This is a genomic window from Curtobacterium sp. MCLR17_034 (assembly GCF_003234485.1).
Classification (GTDB): Bacteria; Actinomycetota; Actinomycetes; order Actinomycetales; family Microbacteriaceae; genus Curtobacterium; species Curtobacterium flaccumfaciens.
Genome location: NZ_QKTH01000022.1, coordinates 24,468 through 46,855, shown reverse-complemented (window position 1 = coordinate 46,855; position 22,388 = coordinate 24,468). Strand labels below are relative to the sequence as shown.

At 69.9% G+C, this 22,388-nt stretch carries 20 protein-coding genes; 1 reads left to right on the top strand and 19 read right to left on the bottom strand.

The features are described 5' to 3' along the window. Position 1: 1 nt before the first annotated feature. From atpD to DEI98_RS16660, 10 genes are all read right to left on the bottom strand, one after another. A complete protein-coding gene (gene atpD, locus DEI98_RS16705) occupies positions 2-1,456 on the bottom strand; it encodes a F0F1 ATP synthase subunit beta (protein WP_017885744.1) in 1,455 nt (484 codons plus the stop codon). Positions 1,457-1,503: 47 nt separating this feature from the next. Then, on the bottom strand, positions 1,504-2,406 hold the full coding sequence (locus DEI98_RS16700) for a F0F1 ATP synthase subunit gamma (protein ID WP_027465777.1): 903 nt from the start codon (positions 2,404-2,406) through the stop codon (positions 1,504-1,506). Further along, a complete protein-coding gene (gene atpA, locus DEI98_RS16695) occupies positions 2,407-4,035 on the bottom strand; it encodes a F0F1 ATP synthase subunit alpha (protein ID WP_111101375.1) in 1,629 nt (542 codons plus the stop codon). 108 nt (positions 4,036-4,143) lie between these two features. After that, positions 4,144-4,938, bottom strand: a complete 795-nt coding sequence (locus tag DEI98_RS16690; RefSeq protein WP_027465779.1) for a F0F1 ATP synthase subunit delta — start codon at positions 4,936-4,938, stop codon at positions 4,144-4,146. A 2-nt stretch (positions 4,939-4,940) separates the two neighbouring features. Then, positions 4,941-5,495, bottom strand: a complete 555-nt coding sequence (locus DEI98_RS16685) for a F0F1 ATP synthase subunit B (protein ID WP_110859012.1) — start codon at positions 5,493-5,495, stop codon at positions 4,941-4,943. 9 nt (positions 5,496-5,504) lie between these two features. Beyond that, positions 5,505-5,741, bottom strand: a complete 237-nt coding sequence (atpE, locus tag DEI98_RS16680; RefSeq protein WP_027465781.1) for an ATP synthase F0 subunit C — start codon at positions 5,739-5,741, stop codon at positions 5,505-5,507. 61 nt (positions 5,742-5,802) lie between these two features. After that, a complete protein-coding gene (gene atpB / locus DEI98_RS16675) occupies positions 5,803-6,663 on the bottom strand; it encodes a F0F1 ATP synthase subunit A (protein WP_027465782.1) in 861 nt (286 codons plus the stop codon). A 107-nt stretch (positions 6,664-6,770) separates the two neighbouring features. Further along, positions 6,771-7,262 (bottom strand): hypothetical protein, encoded by a 492-nt coding sequence (locus DEI98_RS16670; RefSeq protein WP_258370915.1) that lies wholly within the window; start codon positions 7,260-7,262, stop codon positions 6,771-6,773. Then, on the bottom strand, positions 7,259-8,485 hold the full coding sequence (locus DEI98_RS16665; RefSeq protein ID WP_111101374.1) for an MraY family glycosyltransferase: 1,227 nt from the start codon (positions 8,483-8,485) through the stop codon (positions 7,259-7,261). The genes DEI98_RS16670 and DEI98_RS16665 overlap by 4 nt, the downstream gene beginning before the upstream one ends. Next, positions 8,482-9,156, bottom strand: coding sequence for an L-threonylcarbamoyladenylate synthase (locus DEI98_RS16660; protein ID WP_111101373.1), 675 nt, complete (start codon positions 9,154-9,156; stop codon positions 8,482-8,484). The genes DEI98_RS16665 and DEI98_RS16660 overlap by 4 nt, the downstream gene beginning before the upstream one ends. 37 nt (positions 9,157-9,193) lie before the next feature. On the opposite strand from DEI98_RS16660, the gene DEI98_RS16655 reads away from it, so the two are divergent. Beyond that, positions 9,194-9,847: an HAD family phosphatase gene (locus DEI98_RS16655; protein ID WP_139196861.1), complete on the top strand. Its 654-nt coding sequence runs from the start codon at positions 9,194-9,196 to the stop codon at positions 9,845-9,847. 338 nt (positions 9,848-10,185) lie between these two features. On the opposite strand, the gene prmC is transcribed toward DEI98_RS16655, so the two are convergent. The 9 genes from prmC to argS all read right to left on the bottom strand — a co-directional run bounded on the left by prmC (position 10,186) and on the right by argS (position 22,367). After that, positions 10,186-10,983, bottom strand: coding sequence for a peptide chain release factor N(5)-glutamine methyltransferase (gene prmC / locus DEI98_RS16650; protein ID WP_375334823.1), 798 nt, complete (start codon positions 10,981-10,983; stop codon positions 10,186-10,188). Between the two features lie 103 nt (positions 10,984-11,086). Beyond that, positions 11,087-12,169: a peptide chain release factor 1 gene (gene prfA, locus DEI98_RS16645; protein ID WP_111101372.1), complete on the bottom strand. Its 1,083-nt coding sequence runs from the start codon at positions 12,167-12,169 to the stop codon at positions 11,087-11,089. A gap of 3 nt (positions 12,170-12,172) precedes the next feature. Next, positions 12,173-14,518 carry a transcription termination factor Rho gene (gene rho / locus DEI98_RS16640; RefSeq protein ID WP_111101371.1) on the bottom strand — a complete coding sequence of 782 codons (2,346 nt, stop codon included), beginning with the start codon at positions 14,516-14,518 and terminating at the stop codon, positions 12,173-12,175. Positions 14,519-14,698: 180 nt separating this feature from the next. After that, positions 14,699-15,682: a homoserine kinase gene (gene thrB, locus DEI98_RS16635; protein ID WP_181438076.1), complete on the bottom strand. Its 984-nt coding sequence runs from the start codon at positions 15,680-15,682 to the stop codon at positions 14,699-14,701. Positions 15,683-15,714: 32 nt separating this feature from the next. Then, positions 15,715-16,794: a threonine synthase gene (gene thrC / locus DEI98_RS16630; protein ID WP_071404606.1), complete on the bottom strand. Its 1,080-nt coding sequence runs from the start codon at positions 16,792-16,794 to the stop codon at positions 15,715-15,717. A gap of 87 nt (positions 16,795-16,881) precedes the next feature. Then, the gene (locus DEI98_RS16625; protein WP_071244794.1) at positions 16,882-18,189 is read right to left on the bottom strand and encodes a homoserine dehydrogenase; all 1,308 of its coding nucleotides are present in this window, start codon (positions 18,187-18,189) and stop codon (positions 16,882-16,884) included. Positions 18,190-18,254: 65 nt separating this feature from the next. After that, positions 18,255-19,676, bottom strand: a complete 1,422-nt coding sequence (lysA, locus tag DEI98_RS16620) for a diaminopimelate decarboxylase (protein WP_111101370.1) — start codon at positions 19,674-19,676, stop codon at positions 18,255-18,257. Positions 19,677-19,734: 58 nt separating this feature from the next. After that, positions 19,735-20,490: an LmeA family phospholipid-binding protein gene (locus DEI98_RS18785; protein WP_111101369.1), complete on the bottom strand. Its 756-nt coding sequence runs from the start codon at positions 20,488-20,490 to the stop codon at positions 19,735-19,737. Positions 20,491-20,696: 206 nt separating this feature from the next. Beyond that, the gene (argS, locus tag DEI98_RS16610; protein WP_111101368.1) at positions 20,697-22,367 is read right to left on the bottom strand and encodes an arginine--tRNA ligase; all 1,671 of its coding nucleotides are present in this window, start codon (positions 22,365-22,367) and stop codon (positions 20,697-20,699) included. Positions 22,368-22,388 lie beyond the last annotated feature (21 nt).

Below are 22,388 nucleotides of genomic sequence, written 5' to 3'. Positions count from 1 at the left end.
GTCAGCGGTTCTCCTTCTGGATCTGAGCCCACTTCTCTTCCACGTCGTTGATGCCACCGACGTTGAAGAACGCCTGGGTCGCAACGTGGTCGAACTCGCCGTCGGCGATGGCGCGGAAGGACTCGATGGTGTCCTTGAGCGGCACCGTGGAGCCCTCGACACCCGTGAACTTCTTCGCCATGTAGGTGTTCTGCGAGAGGAACTGCTGGATACGACGAGCGCGCTCGACCGTGATCTTGTCCTCTTCGGAGAGCTCGTCGACACCGAGGATGGCGATGATCTCCTGCAGTTCCTTGTTCTTCTGGAGGATCTGCTTGACGCGCGTGGCCGTCTCGTAGTGGTCGGCACCCAGGTAGCGCGGGTCCATGATGCGCGACGTCGAGGCCAGCGGGTCGATCGCGGGGTACAGACCCTGCGATGCGATCTCACGGGAGAGCTCGGTCGTCGCGTCGAGGTGCGCGAACGTGGTGGCCGGAGCCGGGTCGGTGTAGTCGTCAGCCGGCACGTAGATCGCCTGCAGCGAGGTGATCGAGTGACCGCGCGTCGAGGTGATGCGCTCCTGGAGCACACCCATCTCGTCGGCGAGGTTGGGCTGGTAACCCACGGCGGACGGCATGCGGCCGAGCAGCGTCGAGACCTCGGAGCCGGCCTGCGTGAAGCGGAAGATGTTGTCGATGAAGAGGAGCACGTCCTGCTTCTGGACATCGCGGAAGTACTCCGCCATCGTCAGCGCCGACAGGGCCACGCGGAGACGCGTTCCCGGCGGCTCGTCCATCTGGCCGAACACGAGGGCCGTCTTGTCGAAGACACCCGCCTCTTCCATCTCACCGATGAGGTCGTTGCCCTCACGGGTGCGCTCCCCGACACCGGCGAACACCGAGACACCACCGTGGTCCTGCGCGACGCGCTGGATCATCTCCTGGATGAGGACGGTCTTGCCGACGCCCGCACCACCGAAGAGGCCGATCTTGCCACCCTGCACGTACGGGGTGAGGAGGTCGATGGACTTGATGCCGGTCTCGAACATCGAGGTCTTGGACTCGAGCTGGTCGAAGGCCGGGGCCTTGCGGTGGATCGGCCAGCGCTCGGTGATCTCGAGCTTCTCGTCCGTGTTGAGCACGTTCCCGAGGACGTCGAAGACCTTGCCCTTGGTGACGTCGCCGACGGGGACCGAGATCGGAGCGCCCGAGTCACGGACCTCCTGGCCACGGACCAGGCCGTCGGTCGGCTTCAGGGAGATGGCACGGACGAGGTCGTCGCCCAGGTGCTGCGCGACCTCGAGGCCGATCTCCTGCGACGAGTCACCGATGGTGATGGTCGTGAACAGGAGGTTGTACATCTCCGGGATTGCGTCGTGGGGGAACTCGATGTCGACGACGGGGCCCGTGACACGGGCGATCCGGCCGACACCGGGCGCCGACGACGTCTCGACCGCGGTGGTTGCGGTGTCGGTCATGGCTGGTGCCTTCCTGAGGGTGGGTATCTGTCCGCGAACGACGCGGACTACTTCTTCTTCGACGAGAGGGCGTCGGCGCCGCCGACGATCTCGGAGATCTGCTGGGTGATCTCCGCCTGACGCGCGTTGTTCGCGAGTCGGGTGAAGTCACGGATCAGCGAGTCGGCGTTGTCGCTGGCCGCCTTCATCGCCTTCTGACGCGCGGCGTGCTCGGAAGCAGCCGACTGCAGCATGGCGTTGAAGATGCGGCTCTCGATGTAGACCGGGAGCAGCGAGTCGAGCACCGCATCGGCGTCCGGCTCGAACTCGTAGAGCGGCAGGGGCTCGTTGCCCTCGGGCTCGTCAATGCCCTCGACGACCTCGAGGGGCAGCAGGCGAACGACCTGCGGCTCCTGGGTCGCCAGGCTGATGAACCGGTTGAACACGATGTGGATCTCGTCCACGCCGCCGTCAGCGGTGTCCTGGAGGAACTTCGCCACGACGGCGTCGCCGATCTCCTTGGCCGTAGAGAACTCCGGCTGGTCGGTGTTGCCGACCCACTGCTGCTCGGACGGACGCTCACGGAACGCGAAGTACCCGACGGACTTGCGGCCGACCAGGTAGTAGACGACGTCCTTGCCCTCGCTGCGGAGCAGGGAGGCGAGCTCCTCGCCCTGCTTGAGGACGTTCGTGCTGAACGCGCCGTTCAGGCCGCGGTCCGAGGTGAAGAGCACGACGGCTGCACGGGTCGACGACTCCGGCTCGGTGGTCAGCACGTGGTCGACGTTCGAGAACGTCGCCACGGCCGACACCGCACGCGTGACAGCCCGCGAGTACGGACCGGACGCAGCCATGCGGGCCTGCGCCTTCTGGATCCGCGACGCCGAGATCAACTCCATGGCGCGGGTGACCTTCTTCGTGGTCTTCGCCGACTTGATCCGCTGGCGGTAGACCCGGACCTGCGCTGCCATCTAGCGACGACCCTTGACGATCTGCTCCTGGTCGACGTCCTCGGCCTCAGCCGCGTCGAACTGCTCGGAGCCGAGGGTCTTGCCGTCGCTCGTCTGGAAGCTCTTCGTGAACTCGTCGATCTGCTTGTCCATCTCGGCGACGGTCTCGTCGCTGAGCTGGTTCGTCTCGCGCAGCGTCGTGAGGACGTCGGAGTTGCGACGCAGGTGGTCAAGCAGTTCGGACTCGAAGCGGAGCACGTCCGGCACCGGGACGGTGTCGAGCTTGCCGTTCGTGCCGGCCCAGATCGAGACGACCTGCTCCTCGACCGGGTACGGCGAGTACTGCGGCTGCTTGAGGAGCTCGGTCAGACGCGCACCGCGCTCCAGCTGACGACGCGACGCCTGGTCGAGGTCGGACGCGAACATCGCGAACGCCTCGAGCGAGCGGTACTGCGCCAGCTCGAGCTTCAGCGTGCCGGAGACCTTCTTGATCGACTTCACCTGGGCGTCACCACCGACGCGGGACACCGAGATGCCCACGTCGACGGCCGGACGCTGGTTCGCGTTGAAGAGGTCCGACTGCAGGAAGATCTGGCCGTCGGTGATGGAGATGACGTTGGTCGGGATGTACGCCGAGACGTCGTTCGCCTTGGTCTCGATGATCGGGAGACCCGTCATCGAACCGGCGCCGAGCTCGTCGGACAGCTTCGCGCAACGCTCCAGCAGACGGGAGTGCAGGTAGAAGACGTCACCCGGGTAGGCCTCGCGGCCCGGCGGACGACGCAGGAGGAGCGACACCGCACGGTAGGCCTCGGCCTGCTTCGACAGGTCATCGAAGATGATGAGGACGTGCTTGCCCTGGTACATCCAGTGCTGGCCGATGGCCGAACCGGTGTACGGGGCGAGGTACTTGAAGCCGGCCGGGTCGGAGGCCGGAGCGGCGACGATGGTGGTGTACTCCATCGCACCGGCGTCCTCGAGCGCACCCTTGACGGAGGCGATCGTGGAGCCCTTCTGACCGATGGCGACGTAGATGCAGCGAACCTGCTTCTCCTCGTCGCCGGACTCCCAGTTGGCCTTCTGGTTGATGATCGTGTCGATCGCGATGGCCGTCTTGCCGGTCTGGCGGTCGCCGATGATCAGCTGACGCTGACCACGGCCGACGGGGATCATCGCGTCGATGGCCTTGATACCGGTCTGCAGCGGCTGGTGGACCGACTTGCGGGCCATGACGCCGGGAGCCTGGAGCTCGAGGGCACGACGGCCCTCTGCGGCGATCTCGCCGAGACCGTCGATCGGGGCGCCGAGCGGGTCGACGACGCGACCGAGGAAGGCGTCGCCGACGGGGGCGGAGAGGACCTCACCCGTGCGGGTGACCTCCATGCCCTCCTCGATGCCGCCGAACTCGCCGAGCACGATGGCACCGATCTCGTCTTCGTCGAGGTTCTGCGCCAGGCCGAGCGTGCCGTCCGCGAAACGGATGAGCTCGTTCGCCATGACGCCGGGGAGACCCTCGACGTGGGCGATGCCGTCACCGGCGTCGGTGACGTGCCCGACCTCGGCCGTGGAGGCCTTCGTCGGCTCGTAGTTCGAGACGAAGTCCTTCAGGGCATCACGGATCTCATCGGGGCTGATGGTGATGTCTGCCATGGGATTTTCCTTGTGGTTTTCCGGGGCCCTTCGGCTCCGAGAGGGTGACGCTGCCGGACTCGGCAGTTCCCGTTGTGGACTTGGGGAGGAGCGGCTTCGACCGTACGCCTAGCCGGCGAGCTGGAGCCGGAGCTCCGAGAGTCGCGTGGACACGGTGCCGTCGATGACGTCGCCGCCGATCTGCACCCGGACCCCGCCGACGACCGTGGGGTCGACGACCTGGTTGATGCTGATGTCCTTGCCGTACCGCTCGGACAGACCGCGCGTGACGCGGGCCGACTGGGCGGGGGTCAGCGGCGTCGCCGTGACGACGGTCGCGACGAGCTTGCCGGCCTGCTCGGCCACGATGCGCGAGGCGTCGCGGACGATCTCACCGATGCGGCGGCCGCGGGGCTGCTGCACCAGGGCCGACACGATCGTGATCGTCTGCTCCGAGGCCTTGGCACCGAGGAGCCGCTCGACGAGCGCGCCCTTCTGCTCGGGGCTGCCGAGCTTGGTGCCGAGCGCCAGCTCGAGGCCGGCGTCCGAGCGGACGGCGGTCTCGAAGGCGAACAGCTCCGACTCGATCGACGAGTCCGGACCCGCGGTGGCGGCGACGGCGCGGATGCCCGCGTCCTCGATGCCCGCGAGCAGGTCCTGCTGCGAGGACCAGCGCGAGCCGGCCACCGCGGTCAGGACCGCACGCGTCGCGTCCGACTGTCCGGCGAAGACACGGTCGATGAGGACCTTCTTGCCGGCCGCGTCGGCCGTGGGGTCGGACAGCAGCCCGAGCAGCTGCGGCGCACCGGCGATCGCACGCCCGGAGGCGAGGATCTCGGCACCCGCGGCCAGGCCGGCGCTCGGACCGAGGTCCGACAGCACCGCCCTGGTGGACGCGAGTGCTTCTCTGGTAGCGCTGCGCATGCTCAGTGCTCCCCCGTCTTCGTGGCCTGCGAGGCCTCGAGGTCGGCGAGGAAGCGGTCGACCACTGCGGTCGACTTGGCGTCGTCCTTGAGGGATTCACCGATCACTCCGGACGCGAGGTCCAGCGCGAGGGTGCCCACTTCGGATCGGAGTGCCTGGACGGCGCTCTGGCGCTCGGCCTCGATCTGCGCCTGGGCGTTGGCCGTGATGCGTGCTGCATCGGCGGCCGCCTGCTCGCGGACCTCGTTGCCGATCGCCGTGGCGTCGGCGCGGGCCTGCTCACGGATGCGCGAAGCCTCGGCACGTGCGTCAGCGAGCTGCTTGTTGTACTCGTCGAGCGCAGCGGCAGCCTGCTCCTGAGCGGCCTCGGCCTTCTTGATGCCGCCCTCGATGGCCTCGGTGCGCTCATCGAGCATCTTCGTGATGCGCGGCGTGACGACACGCCACATCACCAGGAAGATGATGACGAAGGCGAGCGCCGACCACACGATGTCGTACACCGGCGGGATCAGCGGATTGTGCGCTTCCTCCGCCGCGATGATGAGTGCGTTCTGCATCGAGGAACCTTAGTTGGTGAAGATGAAGTACGTGGCGATACCGATGAAGGCCAGGGCCTCGGTGAAGGCGATACCGATGTACATGAGGGTCGTCAGGCGGCCCTGGAGCTCGGGCTGGCGAGCGACGGACTCGATCGTCTTACCGACGACGATGCCGACACCGATGGCCGGGCCGATCGCTGCGAGGCCGTAGCCAACCGTCGCGATGTTGCCGTTGATCTCCGCGAGAACGGTCGTTGCGTCCACGTGTTTTCCTTTCGAGGTGCGGGTCCGACGGTCGCCGGTCCCGTAGGGGGTCAGTGAGGAATCAGTGCTCGTCGGCCAGCGCCAGCTGGATGTAGACGGCGGTGAGGAGCATGAAGACGTAGGCCTGCAGCAGCGCGACGAGGACCTCGAAGAAGCTGAACGCGATGCCGAACGCGATGGTCCCGACGCCGAAGGCCTTGAAGCCGAGCGAAGCGTCGAAGAAGAAGAACTGCGTGGCCGAGAAGAACAGCACGAGGAGCAGGTGCCCCACGACCATGTTCATCAGGAGTCGCAGCGTCAGCGTGACGGGACGGAGCACGAAGGTGGAGACGAGCTCGATCGGCGTCACGATGATGTACAGCGGCCACGGCACCCCGGGCGGGAAGAGCGAGTTCTTGAGGAACGTGCCCGGGTGCTTGCGGAGACCGGCGTAGATGAAGGCGAGGTACGCGACGATCGCCAGGATCATCGGCATCGCGATGCGGCTGGTGCCGGCGAGGTTCATGCCCGGGATCAGACCGGTCAGGTTCATGAACAGCACGCCGAAGAAGATCGTCGCCAGGAGCGGCAGGAAACGCTTGCCGTCCTTCTCTCCGAGGTTGTCGAAGGTGTTGCGACGGACGACGTCGAACGCGTACTCGATGAACGCCTGACCGCGGTTCGGCACGAGCTTCAGTGCACGGGTACCCACGAACGCGAACACCAGGAGCACGGCGACGGCGAAGAAGCGGATGAGGACGACCCGATCGATCTCGAACGGCGTCCCGGCGAAGAAGATCGCATCCGGGAAGAACTCGTTGATCGACGGACCATGGAACTCGGCGGCCTTGCTGCTCCCCGCCGCGACGGTGTCAACCGCAGCGGAGAGGGACAGGGGAAGAGCGTGGGATAGCAGCGCTGTCTCCTGTGTCGGCGCGCGCACATCATGGCACGCGATGGTGGACGTTGTGGAGGCTCGTCCGCCCCGAGCGAAAGGCTCCGGTAGCGGACTTCGAGAAGCCTATCAGGTGCGAGAGGCTTCCCGGCTTCTCAGACGCGGGGGGTCGGGTTCCCAGCGTCCGCGGAGTCGTCGAGGCCGTCGCCCGGCAGCCGGACGCCGATCGGGATGCGGGCCTTCGCGACGGCGACGACGTCGATCACCAGGGAGCCGACGACCCCCGCGATGATCACGATCGCGAGCACCGGGAAGTCGACCCAGTCGCGGTCCTTGAGCATGACCAGCAGCACGATGAAGACGATGAACTTGAGCAGCCAGGTGCCCATCACGATGCCGAAGAAGGCACCCGAGATCATCTGCCCCTTCGAGACGCGCAGCGCGACGAGGACACTGACGGCGGTGAGCCCGAGGAACACGACGCTCAGCACCGCGCCGAGCAGTCCCCCGACCAGTCCGGGGCCGTCCGCGACGAGGAACCCGATGAGCCCGCCGACCACCGCCAGGGCGACGGCGAGGACCGCTCCCCAGGTGATGATGCGGCGGAACACCGGCCGGACGTGGTCGAGCGCGTTCGGTGCGGTCACGTGTTGTCTCCAGGGATCGTGCGGTCGTTGGCAGCCCGGTCGAGCGGGTCGAGGCTGGCATCCACCACGGCGGCGGAACGGTTGGCGGTCTGGGCGGCGATCTCCGTGCGCTTCCGGCCGAGCGGCGCGAAGGTCGCGACGGCACACACGGTGAAGCCGACGGACACGAAGACGACGACCCAGTACCAGTCCACGAAGAGGAACAGCAGGCACCCGAAGGCGACGGTCGCGGTCCAGGCGTAGAAGATCAGCACCGCGTGGAAGTGCGAGTGCCCCATGTCGAGCAGGCGGTGGTGCAGGTGCTTCCGGTCGGCCGAGAACGGCGACTTGCCCGCGCTGAGCCGTCGGGTGACCGCGAGACCGAAGTCCAGGATCGGGACGATCAGGATCGCGAACGGCAGCAGGATCGGGATGAACGCCGGCAGCAGCGCCTGGCGTGTCTGCACCGCCGCCGGGTCGATGTTGCCCGTGACCGAGACCGCGCTCGTGGCCATCAGGAACCCGACGAGCAGCGCACCGGCGTCGCCCATGAAGAGCTTGGCGGGGTGCCAGTTCAGGATGAGGAAGCCGAAGCAGGCCCCGACGAGGACGGCGGTGAGCAGCGAGGGCAGGTTGAAGAAGAACTCGGTCTGGACGACCACGCGGTTGATGAAGAACGTGTAGAGGAAGAAGACCCCGCCGGCGATGATCGCGACGCCGGCCACCAGGCCGTCGAGCCCGTCGATGAAGTTCACCGCGTTCATCACGAGCACCACCGCCAGCACGGTGAAGATCAGGCTCATGTACGACGAGCCGACGCCCAGCGTGTTGCCGATGGGCAGCGAGACGATCGCGACGCCCTGCCAGGCGAGGATGCCCGCCGCGATGATCTGCCCGGCGAGCTTCGTCATCCAGTCGAGGTCCCAGATGTCGTCCGCGACGCCGAGGACCACGATGATGGTCGCTCCCCCGAGCACCGCGAGCACGCGACCCGGTTCGGAGAACACGAGCCGGAAGTAGTCGGTCCCCGCTATCGACGGGAACAGGAACCAGGCCGCGAGCAACGAGACGATGACGCCGATGTACATCGCGATGCCACCGAGCCGTGGCGTCGGGGTGCGGTGCACGTCCCGCTCGCGGACCTGCGGGTACCACTTGTACTTCAGCCCGAGCTTCCAGACAATCAGGCTCATCACGAAGCTCACGACCGCGGCGATGGCCCCGGCGAGCAGGTAGTACTTCATGTGACGAGGTCGGCTCCGACGACCCGGATGATCCCCTCGTCGGGGATCACCCCGTGCCGGACGATGCGGAGCTTCCCGCCGTCCGACAGCCCGGTGGCGTCGACGATGGTCGAGCCGGTGCTGGCCTCGAAGCCGTCGTGCACCTCGACGGGTCCGCCGTCCAGGTAGATCGCGACGCTGTCACCGAGCATCCGCTCGGCGGCGTCGACGTCCATCGCGGCCGGGTCACCCGTGGAGTTCGCGGACGAGACCGCGAGGGGCCCGACCTCCTGCAGGAGCTCGAGGGCGATCCGCGAGTCCGGCATCCGCAGCGCGACCGTGCCGCGCGTCTCGCCGAGGTCCCAGTCGAGCGACGGCTGTGCGTGCAGGATGACGGTCAGCCCGCCCGGCCAGAACTCGGCCACCAGGTCGCGAACCGGCTGCGGGACCTCGCTGGCGAGGGCGTCGAGCGTGGGCGGACCGGGGATGAGCACGGGCGGCGGCGACTGCCGCGTGCGGCCCTTCGCGTCGAGCAGCCGCTGCACGGCCGTCGCGCTGAAGGCGTCCGCGGCCAGGCCGTAGACGGTGTCGGTGGGGACCACGACGAGCTCTCCGCGTCCGAGGGCGGCACGTGCGAGCCGCATCCCGGTCAGGAGCCCGTCGGAGTCGGTGCAGTCGTATCGGGATGCCATGACTCGACGATGATAGTGCGACACAATGGTGGACATCGTGAACGAGACGCCCGCACCCCCGCTCCTGTTCCTCTTCGACATGGACGACGTCCTGGTCCGGTACGACTGGCAGGTGCGCATGGCCGCGCTCTCCGAGTTCACCGGACACGAGTTCCAGGAGCTCCGTCGCCGCTGGTGGGACTGCGGTCACGAGATGCGTGCCGAGGCCGGTGGGTTCGCCGACGGCGACGAGTACCTCGCCGCGTTCGAGCGCGCGATGGAGTGCGACGTCCCCGAGGCCGACTGGGCCCGGATCCGCGGATCCGCCATGACCGAGCTGCCGGAACGCATCGAGGCGGTCCGGATCGCGAGCGAGCACGGGCGTGTCGGGCTGCTCACCAACAACGGTCCGCTCGCCGGCCGCTGGATCCACGAGTGGGCGCCGTCCCTGCCCGAGGTCTTCGGCGAGCACCTGGACACGTCGAGCAACTTCGGCGCACGGAAGCCCGAGCCGGAGGTCTTCCAGCGCGCGATCGCCCACCACGGGGTCCCCGCGGAGCGCACCTTCTTCGCCGACGACATGCCCGAGAACATCGCGGGTGCGCGCAGCGTCGGCATCCACGCGGTCCTGGTCGAGCACGACACCGACCTGCGGGAGCACGTCCGCGCTTTCGTCGCGGCGCAGCAGCGCGAGGCCTCCCCCGTCGCGTAGCCCGCCACGCCCGTTCCTTCCCATCGCGGTCGCGCTGGAAAGCAAGAACGGGCACACCTGGTCATCCCGAACGACCCGGTACGCCCGATCCCACCAGGTACGCCCGATCCCACCAGGTACGCTCGGATCCACCCGGCACACGCACGCGCGGGTGAGCGACGGGAGGCCCGCCCCACGCCCGCCACGCCCGTTCCTTCCCATCGCGGTCGCGCTGGAGAGCAAGAACGGGCACACCTGGTCATTCCGAACGACCCGGTACGCCCGATCTCACCAGGTACGCCCGGATTCTCCCGGCACCGCAGCACGGCCGAGCGACGGGAGGCCCGGCTCGACCCCGGCTAGCGCGTCGCGGTGGTCGTGCGGTCGCGCCCCGTCAGGTCGACGTGCGTCTCCGGGGTGCGGAACCCCCGGCGCGCCAGGACCTCCCGGACTCCGGCGCCCTGCGGCTCGGCGTGCTCGACGACCAGGACTCCCCCGGGCACCAGTAACCGCCAGGCCGTCTCGGCGAGAGCCCGGACGGCGTCGAGGCCGTCCGGCCCGCCGTAGAGCGCCATCGCCGGGTCGTGGTCGCGGACCTCGGGGTCGATCGGGATCGCGTCGTCCGGCACGTACGGCGGGTTCGACACGACGACGGACACGGTGCCGTCGAGTTCCGGCAGCGCGTCGGCGAGGTCGCCCTCGACGAGCCGGACCGTCCCACCGTGGGCGTCGACGTTCCGCCGGGTCCAGGGCAGGGCCTCGGCTGACCGCTCGACGGCGTACACCACGGCGTTCGGCACCTCGGTGTCCATCGCGATCGCGATCGCACCGCTGCCGGAGCCCAGGTCCACGGCGATCGGCTCGGGGACCGCGGTCGCCCGCAGCGCGTCGATGCCGAACTGCACGACGCCCTCGGTCTCCGGACGGGGCACGAACACGCCAGGTCCGACGGCAAGGGTGAGCGCACGGAAGTACGCCTGCCCGGTGATGTGCTGCAGCGGCTCACGGGTGGCACGGCGGGCGACGGCATGCCGGAAGCGCTCGACGTGCTCCGGCGCGATGCCGCCACCGATCAGCGCACGGGCCTGGACGGCACCGCGCGAGGTGTCGGTCGCCCACGCGAGCAGCAGCTCCGCGTCGACCCGGGGCGTCGGCACGCCGACGGCGACAAGCGCCGCGGTCGCCTGCTCGAGCAGGCGATCCGCGGCGTACGTGAGGGGCGTGTCGGCGGTGATCCGGGCCTCCAGGCTGGGTGTGCGCTTACGCGTCCTGGTCGCCGATGGCGGCCAGACGTGCCTCTTCGTCCGCCTGGATGGCGGACTGGATGACGGGCTCGAGGGCACCGTTCATCACGCGGTCGAGGTCGTACGCCTTGTAGCCGGTGCGGTGGTCCGCGATCCGGTTCTCCGGGAAGTTGTACGTGCGGATGCGCTCCGAACGGTCCATCCCGCGGATCTGCGACTTGCGCGCGTCCGAGGCGATCGCGTCGAGCTCCTCCTGCTGGCGCGCGAGGATGCGTGCGCGGAGCACGCGCATGCCGGCCTCGCGGTTCTGCAGCTGCGACTTCTCGTTCTGCATCGCCACCGTGATGCCCGTGGGCAGGTGGGTGATGCGGACCGCGGAGTCCGTCGTGTTGACGGACTGCCCGCCGGGGCCGGAGGACCGGTAGACGTCGATCTTGAGGTCGTTCTGGTTGATCTGGACCTCTTCGGGCTCGTCCACCTCGGGGAACACCAGCACGCCGGTGGTCGAGGTGTGGATGCGCCCCTGCGACTCGGTCTGCGGCACACGCTGGACGCGGTGCACACCGCCCTCGTACTTCAGGTGCGCCCAGACGCCCTGGGACGGATCGGTCGTGTTCGACTTGATCGCGACCTGGACGTCCTTGTAGCCACCCAGGTCGGACTCGGTGCGCTCGAGGAGCTCGACCTTCCAGCCCTTGGTCTCGGCGTAGTGCGAGTACATGCGCAGGAGGTCGGCCGCGAACAGCGCCGATTCCTCGCCGCCCTCGCCGCCCTTGATCTCCATGATGACGTCACGGCCGTCGTCGGGGTCGCGCGGGATGAGCAGCCGGCGGAGACGCTCCTGGCGCTCCGACAGCTGCTCCTCGAGCCCGGGGACCTCGTCTGCGAACGCTGCGTCTTCACGCGCGAGTTCCTGGGCGGCGGCGAGGTCGTCCCCCGCCGCCTGACAGGCCTCGTACGCGGACTTGATCTGGTTGAGCTCGGCGTACCGCCGGTTCACCTTCTTCGCCCGGGCCGCATCGGCGTGGAGCGCGGGGTCCGACAGCTGCTGTGTCAGGTCCTCGTGTTCCGCCAGCAGCCCCGCTACCGACTCGAACACGCGTTACTCCTGGTGGCCGTTGTGGTGGGCGCCGGTCGAGGGGACCGACTTCTGCACCTGCACCAGGAACTCGACGTTCGACTGCGTCTCCTTGAGGTTCCGCAGCACGATCTCGAGGGCCTGCTGCGGGTCGAGCCCGGCGAGGGCCCGGCGCAGACGCCAGGTGATCTTGACCTCGTCGGCGGAGAGCAGCTGCTCCTCGCGACGGGTACCAGAGGCGTTCACGTCGACGGCGGGGAAGATCCGCTTGTCGGCGAGGTGCCGGTTCAGGCGGAGCTCCATGTTGCCGGTGCCCTTGAACTCCTCGAAGATGACCTCGTCCATCTTGGAGCCGGTCTCGACGAGCGCGGTCGCGAGGATGGTCAGCGAGCCGCCGTCCTCGATGTTGCGCGCGGCGCCGAAGAAGCGCTTCGGCGGGTAGAGCGCCGCCGAGTCGACGCCACCGGAGAGCACGCGGCCCGACGGCGGGGTCGACAGGTTGTACGCACGGCCCAGGCGGGTGATCGAGTCGAGCAGCAGCACGACGTCGTGGCCCAGCTCCACCAGGCGCTTCGCACGCTCGATGGCGAGCTCCGCGACGGTGGTGTGGTCCTCGGCGGGACGGTCGAAGGTCGAGGCGATGACCTCGCCCTTCACCGTGCGCTGCATGTCGGTGACCTCTTCGGGCCGCTCGTCGACGAGGACGACCATCAGGTGCGCCTCGGGGTTGTTCTTGGCGACGGCGTTCGCGATGGCCTGCAGCACGACGGTCTTGCCGGCCTTCGGCGGGGACACGATGAGACCGCGCTGGCCCTTGCCGATCGGCGACACGAGGTCGATGATGCGGGTCGACAGCTTGCCCGGCTCCGTCTCGAGGCGCAGGCGCTCGTTCGGGTACAGCGGGGTGAGGTCGTTGAAGTCGACGCGGGCCGCGGCCTCGTCGGCGGACTGGCCGTTGATCGACTCGACGGCCACGAGCGCGTTGTACTTCTGGCGGCTCTGCTGCTCGCCGTCACGCGGCTGCTTGATCGAACCGACGACGGCGTCGCCCTTGCGCAGGTGGTACTTCTTCACCTGGCCGAGGGAGACGTAGACGTCGCTCGGGCCCGGCAGGTACCCGGTGGTGCGGACGAACGCGTAGTTGTCGAGGACGTCGAGGATGCCCGCGATCGGGATCAGGACGTCGTCCTCGGTGACCTCGGGCTCGAAGTCGTCGTTCTGGCCGCCGCGGCCGCGCTTGCGGTCGCGCTGGCGACGGCTGCGGCCACTCTCGGCCTCGTCGGCGTGCTGTTGCTGCTGCTGCTTCTGCTGACCGCTGGTCTGCTGCTTCTGCTGACCAGCGTTCTGCTGCTGCTTCTGGTCGGCCTTGTCGTCCTGCTTGGCCTCGGCCTGCTTCGGCTGGTCGTTCTGCTTCTGGCCGCCGTTCTGCTGGCCGTTCTGCTGCTCGGCGCCGTTCTGCTTCTGCTGGCCGCCGTTCTGCTGGCCGCCGTTCTGCTGGTCGGCACCGTTCTGCTTCTGCTGGCCGGCATTCTGGCCGCCGTTGTGCTGCTCGGCGCCGTTCTGCTGCTCGCCGTTCTCGGCGTTCTGGCCACGGCCACGACCGCGACCACGGCTGCGACGACCGCGACGCGAGCCGCCCTCGCCCTGCTCGGAGTTCTGGTCGCCTTGGTCGTTCTGGTCGCCGGACTCGTTCTGGTCCTGGTCGGCCTGCACGGCGGACGTCGGAGCCTGCTGGTCCTGCTGGCCCGCCTGGCTCGGCTGCTCGGCCTCGGCGGGTGCCGACGCCTGCTGGCCCTGGTCGGCGGCGCGCTGCTCGGTGCCACGCTGGTCGGTGCCACGCTGCTCGGCGTTCCGCTGGCCACGGCCGCGACGCTGCGAGCCGGACTGCGCGGCTTCCTGGGCGTCCTTCTCGGCGCGGACCTGGTCGAGCCCGGCGAGGAGGTCCTCGGTGCCGGTCTGGCCGTGGTTGGTGTGCTCGGCGGCCGAGGTCGGCGCCGCGTTCACGGTGCCGCCGGACGATGCGCGGCGCGAACGACGGGCACGGCTCGGGGCTGCCGACTCGGCGGAGGCCTCGGGGTCGGCGCCGGGGGCCTCGGAAGCGGGCTGCGCGGGGGTCTCGGCGGGCTCCGGCAGGGTCGGCTGCTCGGTGGCGGCCGGCTCGGCGGGGGTCTCGGCGACGGCGGCGGCGGCCGGGGCGGCCGGCGTTTCGTCGACGGGACGCTTGTCCTCGATGGAGGCGATCAGGTCGCCCTTGCGGAGCTTGGAGAGCCCGGTGATGCCGAGCGAGGAGGCGATGCGCTGGAGCTCCGGGAGTCGGAGGGCACGCAGGTCGCTGGGGATCTCCACCTGGGCGGAGTTGTTGTCGGTCAAGGTCGGTGTTTCCTTTCGAACCGCAGAACGCGGAGAGTTTCCACCGTCCCGGATGCAGGGTGAGCATCGACCGCCGTTCAGACGACGGATCGGGATTCGGTGATCAGAAAGAGATGCACACTCGCGCACCGGACCCTGCGACGTCGCAGGAGCTGTCCTGAGGACGAGCGATCCGTACGGTTACGCGGGTTCGGCTTCGAGCGCCGAGTGCGCTGCCACTGTAGCACCACCGAGATCGACGGCCAGCATGAGCGGCCGCCAGTCGGATTCGGCGTGTCGCTGCACCAGTTCGGCGGCGGTCAGGCGCTGTGCCGGGTCGCTGCCGAGGACGAGCAGGCTCGGCCCGGCACCGGAGACCACCGCGGCGAGGCCGTGCTGCCGGAGCAACCGGATCAGGGCGTCGGTCTCGGGCATGGCGCTGGCGCGGTACGCCTGGTGCAGCCGGTCCTCGGTCGCGGCGAGCAGCAGCTCGGGGCTCTGGATGAGTGCCGCCACGAGCAGCGCCGAACGGGAGACGTTGAACGCGGCGTCGGCGTGCGGGACCTGCTCGGGCTGCAGGGAGCGCGCGAGCTTGGTCGAGAGCGTCGAGGTCGGCACGAACACCACCGGGGCGACACCGCGGTGCACCAGGAGCCGCTTGTAGGCCGGGCCCTCGGCGGTCATCCACGCGATCGTCAGGCCGCCGAAGAGCGCCGGCGCGACGTTGTCCGGGTGGCCCTCCATCTCGGTGGCCAGGGTCAGGAGCGTCGAGGCGTCCAGGTCGACGATGCCCTCGAGCAGACCACGGGCAGCCATCAGCCCGGCGACGATCGCCGCGGCGGAGGAACCGAGACCGCGGCCGTGCGGGATCGCGTTCGTGGCGTGCAGCTCGAGACCGGGCTGCTCGACACCGGCGTGCTCCAGGCCACGGCGGACCGCACGGACGACGAGGTTCGTGTCGTCCGTGGCGACCTCGCCGGCACCGACGCCCTCGACCGTGACGGTCGCGCCGGGTTCGCGGCGGACGCGCACCACGACCTCGTCGTAGAGCGAGAGCGCGAGGCCGAGCGAGTCGAAGCCGGGGCCGAGGTTCGCCGACGTTGCCGGCACCCGGACGCGGACCGCCGATCCGGTCGGCAGCGCACGGACCGCCCGTCCGGCCGGTACAGCACTGCGGGCGGTCATGCCCTCTCCCGGTCCGGACGAGCGGTCGGAGATCACTGCTCGCTGACCAGACCGAGCACGTCGGCGATCGACTTCGTGTCGACCGGCACGCTCGTCGGGGTGACCTCGCCGCCGTCCGGCGTGCGGAGGGCCCACTGCGGGTCCTTCAGGCCGTGGCCCGTGACCGTGATGACGACCTTCGCGCCCTTCGGCACGACACCGGCGTCGGCACGCTCGAGGAGCCCGGCGACACCGATGGCCGATGCGGGCTCGACGAAGACGCCGACCTCGGCAGACAGGATGCGGTGTGCGGCGAGGATGGCCTCGTCGGTGATGGCGCCGAAGTAGCCGTCGGTCTCCTCCCGCGCCTCGAGCGCGAACTGCCACGAGGCCGGGTTGCCGATGCGGATCGCCGACGCGATGGTGTCGGGGTGCCGGACGACCTCGCCGTGCACGATCGGGGCGGAACCGGCGGCCTGGAACCCGAACATGCGGGGCAGCTTGGTGCTGCGGCCGGCGGCGACGTCCTCGCGGTAGCCGCGCGAGTACGCGGTGTAGTTGCCCGCGTTGCCGACGGGCAGGAAGTGGAAGTCCGGTGCGTCACCGAGGACGTCGACGACCTCGAACGCGGCGGTCTTCTGCCCCTCGATGCGGTCGTTGTTGACGGAGTTGACGAGGTGCACCGGGTAGTTCGCCGCCAGGTCGCGGGCGATGTCGAGGCAGTCGTCGAAGTTGCCCTGCACCTGCAGCAGCTGGGCGTCGTGGGCGACGGCCTGGCTGAGCTTGCCCATGGCGATCTTGCCCTCGGGCACGAGCACCGCAGCGGTGATGCCGGCGTGCGTGGCGTACGCGGCGGCCGAGGCGCTGGTGTTGCCGGTCGAGGCGCAGATGACGGCCTTCGCGCCGTGCTCGACGGCCTTCGAGATCGCCATCGTCATGCCGCGGTCCTTGAACGAACCCGTCGGGTTCATGCCCTCGAACTTCACGTAGACCTCGGCGCCGGTGCGCTCGGAGAGCCGACGAGCCGGGATGAGCGGCGTGCCGCCCTCACCGAGCGTGACGATGGGCGTCGCCTCGGTCACGTCGAGTCGGTCGGCGTACTCGCGCAGGACTCCCTGCCACTGGTGGGCCATCAGGCTTCTCTCTCTGTCCGGTGGGGTGGATCTGGTGGTGGTGCGGCTCGGTGGGCCTGCAGGTCGGCCTGGAGGCCCGTGGTCGCGTCAGCGACCGACGACGCGCAGGACGCTGGTGACGTCCAGGACGACGTCCTCGCCACGGAGGGCGACGACGGTGTCCGCCAGGTCGGCCTCGCGCGCCAGGTGGGTGCCGATGACGAGCGTCGCGGTCCCCTCGGCTGCGCCGGTGGTGGTCTGCTCGACCGTCTCGACGCTGACGCCGTGCTTCGCGAGCACGCCGGCGACCGTCGACAGCACGCCGGGGGCGTCCGTGACGTGCAGGGTGATCTGGTAGCTCGTGCGGACGGTGCCGATCGGGAACACCGGCAGCTCGGACTGCGTCGACTCGGCGACACCCGGGCCGCCGATGACGTGCCGGCGGGCCGCGGAGACCAGGTCGCCGAGGACCGCCGAGGCCGTCTCGACGCCACCGGCACCCGCGCCGTAGAACATCAGGTCGCCGGCGGCCTCGGCCTCGACGAACACCGCGTTCTTCGCACCGTGCACGCTCGCGAGCGGGTGCGACTCGGGCACGAGGGCCGGGTAGACGCGGGCACTGACACCCTCGCGGCCGTGCTCGTCGGTGAGCCGCTCGGCGGTCGCCAGGATCTTCACGACGTAGCCGGCCTTGCGGGCGGCGCGGACCTGGTCGATCGTGACGTGGGTGATGCCCTCGCGGTGCACGGCGGCGAGCGGCACCGAGGTGTGGAACGCCAGCGAGGCCAGGATCGCGGCCTTCTGCGCGGCGTCGTAGCCCTCGACGTCGGCGGTCGGGTCGGCCTCGGCGTAGCCGAGCTCCGTCGCGGTGGCCAGGGCGTCCTCGAACGTGGAGCCCTTGCGGTCCATCAGGTCGAGGATGAAGTTCGTGGTGCCGTTGACGATGCCCATGATCCGGACGATGCGGTCACCGGCGAGCGAGTCGTGCAGCGGACGGATGATCGGGATCGCCCCGGCCACGGCGGCCTCGTAGTAGAGCTGCGCGCCGACCTGCTCGGCCGCGGCGAAGAGTTCCGGGCCGTGGGTCGCGAGCAGCGCCTTGTTGCCGGTGACGACGTCCGCGCCCGACTGCAGGGCCTGGAGCACGAGGGTGCGCGCCGGCTCGATGCCGCCGATGAGCTCGACGACGATGTCCGCGCCGAGGATGAGCGATGCCGCGTCCGTGGTGAAGAGCTCCGCCGGCAGGTCGACGTCGCGCTGCGCGTCCACGTCGCGCACGGCGATCCCGACCAGCTCCAGCCCGGCACCGGCGCGCGAGGCCAGCTCGTCGCCGTGCTCGAGGAGCAGTCGCGCGACCTGGGAACCGACCGAGCCGGCCCCGAGCAGCGCGACACGGACGTTGCGGTATTCGATCATCTGGTAGCGGTTCCTGTCGGTGGGGGTGCGCCCTGCGGGGTGGGCGGACCCGGTCGGGTCGGGGGTCAGCGGCCGGTGCCGTCGGCGGGCACGGCGGCGACCCCGGTGTCACGGGCGAGGAGGTCGTCGATCGTCTCGCCCCGCACGAGGATACGGGCTGTGCCGTCCGCGACGGCGACGACCGGCGGGCGGCCCACGTGGTTGTAGTTGCTCGACAGCGCCCAGCAGTAGGCCCCGGTGGCCGCGACCGCGAGCAGGTCACCGCGCTGCACGTCGCCGGGCAGGTACTCGTCGTTCACCACGACGTCGCCGCTCTCGCAGTGCTTGCCGACGACGCGGCTCAGCACCGCTGGTGCGTCCGAGGTGCGGGCGAGCCGGGCCGTGTAGTCGGCGCCGTACAGGGCGGGACGGATGTTGTCGCTCATCCCCCCGTCGACCGAGACGTACGTGCGGGTCGCGCTGCCGCCGTCGTCGGTCTCGAGCGTGACGGGCTTGATCGTGCCGACGCGGTAGAGCGTCACCCCGGGCGGGCCGATGATGTAGCGGCCCGGCTCGACGGCGATGTCCGGCACCGGGATGCCGCGCTCGGCGCAGGCCTCGCCGATGATCGTGGCCAGTGCGTCGGCGACGTCCTCGGGGGCGAAGGCCGAGTCGGCCTCGGTGTAGTCGATGCCCCAGCCGCCGCCGAGGTTCAGCTCGGGCACCGGCCCGGAGGCCACGAGCGTCGCGTGCACGTCCATGAGTCGACGTGCGGCCTCGCGGAAGCCGGCGTCGTCGAAGATCTGCGAGCCGATGTGCGAGTGCAGCCCGACGAAGGCGAGCGAGGGCTCGGCGCGGACGGCTGCCGCGGCCTCGACGGCCTCGGACAGCGGGATGCCGAACTTCTGGTCTTCGCGAGCGGTCGCCAGGTACTCGTGGGTGGACGCGTGCACGCCGGTGTTGATCCGGATGCGGACGCGCTGCACGACCCCGGCGTCGGCGGCGGCACGGGCGACTCGCTGCACCTCTTCGTGGCTGTCGAGCACGATCGTGCCGATGCCGACCTCGACCGCGCGGGTGATCTCGGCGTCGGACTTGTCGTTGCCGTGGAAGCCGAGCCGGCCGGGGTCGATGCCGCCGGCCAGGGCGACGGCGAGCTCACCGGCGGTGCAGACGTCGACGCGCAGGTCGGCCTCGGCCATCCACGCGACGACCTGCGTCGTCAGGAAGGCCTTGCCGGCGTAGTAGACGTGCGCGTGGCTGCCGATGCGCTCGAACGCCTCGGCGAACGCGTTCCGCACACGGACGGCACGGGACTGGACGTCACGCTCGTCGACGACGTACAGGGGCGTGCCGAACTGCGCGACCAGGTCCGTCGCGCTGATGCCGCCGATCGCCAGGGTGCCGTCGTCGGTCCGCGTCGCGGACGCGGGCCAGATGCGGTCCACCAGTTCGGAGGCGTCCGTCGGGAACCGCAGCCGCGGCGGTGCAAGGGGGTTCTCGCTCACGGGACCCGATCCTACCGACGCGAGCCGTTCCTCCAGGCCGCGTTACGCACCCGTCCGCTCAGCCGCAGCTGCCGACCGTCCGCAGGCCGTCCTCGTTGAGCGGCAGCGCATCCGCGGTGATGCGGACCGTCGCGTCCGACTTCGACACGTCGAGCGAGCGCACGCGCAGCGCCTCGGGTAGGAACTGCGCGGTGCAGACCTGCACCGGGACACCGGTGACGCCCGGGATCGAGTCGACCTTCAGGCCGAGGTCGGAGTTCGTGATCCGGACGCTCTCCGGGGTGATCGAGATGCCGCGGCCGTCGTCCTGCGCGACGACGGCACCCTTGGCCGCGTAGGTGATGTCGTAGCCGAGCACCGATGACGACCCCGTCAGTTCGACGCCGCCGTCGACCAGGTTCAGCCGGTCGAACAGCGGGCTGTACTTCGCCAGGTCCTTGACGCTCGACGACGCCAGGGTGACCGTGCCGTCGACGTCGCGGACGTCGCCCTTGCCGTCCACCGGGACGTCCTGCGCGGTGACGTCGGCGGCGAGCGGGATGCCGTCCACCGTGAGCTTCGCCGAGGAGATCTCGACGCGGTCGAGCGTGCCGCTGATGAGCTGCGGGATGACGATGCCCTCGGCGTGGGCGTCGACCTCGCCGGTCGTGCCGTCCGGCAGCGACTGCTCGACCTGCTGGGCGATGATCCGGTCGACGACGCCGCGCAGCACGAACTCGGCGACGACGACGAGGGCGGCGAGCACGACGACGACCACGAGCAGGACGACGGGCCAGCGGCGGCGCGTGGTGGGGTGTTCGGTGGCTGCGGGCATGCGTCCTACCCTGCCAGCCGGTCCCGGCAGCCTGCCTGGAGGCCCGGTGCGCGTCCGGCGGGCGGGTGCGGCGAGGGCGCGCGGGGCGCGGGGCGCACGCGATCGCGCCCCGCCACGGTCATCGCGCCCCCGCACACCGGGGCGCGATGACCGTCAAGGGGCGCGTTTCGGCAACGGCTCGGCCGTCTGCTCGCGCCGCCGCTCCGCTACATGCGGGACGGAGCCGACACGCCGAGCAGGCCGAGGCCGTTGCGGACGACCTGGCCGGTGGCGTCGTTCAGCCACAGGCGCGTGCGGTGCAGGTCGGTCACGGGCTCGTCGCCGAGGGGCGTGACACGGCAGGAGTCGTACCAGCGGTGGTACAGGCCGGCCAGCTGCTCGATGTACCGCGCGATGCGGTGCGGCTCGCGCAGCTCGGCGGCGTGCCGGACCAGCCGCGGGTACTCGGCGAGGGCTCCGAGGAGCGCACTCTCCGACTCGTGGGTCAGCAGCGAGGCGTCGAACACCGACCGGTCGACCCCGGCCGCCGCGGCGTTCCGGGCCACCGACTGCGTGCGGGCGTGGGCGTACTGCACGTAGAAGACGGGGTTGTCGTTCGTGCGCTTCGTGAGCAGGTCGAGGTCGATGTCGATCGCGGTGTCGCTGGCGAACCGGACCAGGGCGTACCGGCCGGCGTCGACACCGACGGCGTCGACGAGGTCCTCCATCGTGACGATGGTGCCGTTGCGCTTCGACATGCGCATCGGTTCGCCGTCCTTGAGCAGGTTGACCATCTGCCCGATCAGGATCTCGAGGTTCTTGCCGGGCTCGTCCCCGAACGCGGCGCACATCGCCATCATCCGGCCGACGTAGCCGTGGTGGTCGGCGCCGAGCATGATCAGGTTCCGCTCGAACCCGCGCTCGCGCTTGTCGAGGTAGTACGCCAGGTCGCCGGCGATGTACGCGGGCTCGCCGTCCGACTTGATGACGACGCGGTCGCGGTCGTCGCCGAAGTCGGTCGTGCGGAGCCACTCGGCGCCCTCGGCCTCGTACATCACGCCGGCCGACCGCAGTCGGGCGATGGCACGCTCGACGGCCTTCGACTCGTGCAGGGCGTTCTCGTGGAAGTAGACGTCGAAGTCGACGCCGAAGTCGTGCAGTGACGACTTGATGTCGGCGAACATGAAGTCGACGCCCTCGCGACGGAAGAGCTCCTGCGCCTCGTCGCGCGGCAGGTCGCGGACATCGATGCCCGGCTCGAGGGTCGCGATGACCCGTGCCGCGATCTCGGCGATGTAGGCGCCGCCGTAGCCGTCCTCGGGCGTGGGCTCACCGAGGGCGCTGGCGACGAGGGAGCGGGCGAACCGGTCGATCTGCGCGCCGTGGTCGTTGAAGTAGTACTCGCGGGTGACGAGCCCGCCCTGCGCCTGGAACACGCGGGCCAGGCTGTCGCCGACCGCGGCCCAGCGGACGCCGCCCATGTGGATCGGGCCGGTGGGGTTGGCGGAGACGAACTCCAGGTTGATCCGGACGCCGTCGTACAGGTCGCCCGTGCCGAAGGACTCGCCGCCGTCCACGATGGTGCGCGCGATCTCACCCGCGGCGGCCGCCTCGAGCGTGATGTTGATGAAGCCGGGGCCGGCGACGTCGACGGAGTCCACACCGTCGAGCTCGGTCAGCTCGCCGGCGATCTCGGTCGCGAGCTCGCGCGGGTTCGTGCCGAGCCGCTTCGCGAGCTGCATGGCGGCGTTCGAGGCCCAGTCGCCGTGGGCGCGGTTCTTCGGACGCTCGAGCACCACGTGGGACTCCTCGATCGTCACGGTCTCGGACGCGCCTCGGCGCTCGACGATCCCGGTCAGGATCGACAGGTACGCGGCGGAGAGTTCGGCAGGAGTCACGAGGACCGATCCTACCGGGAC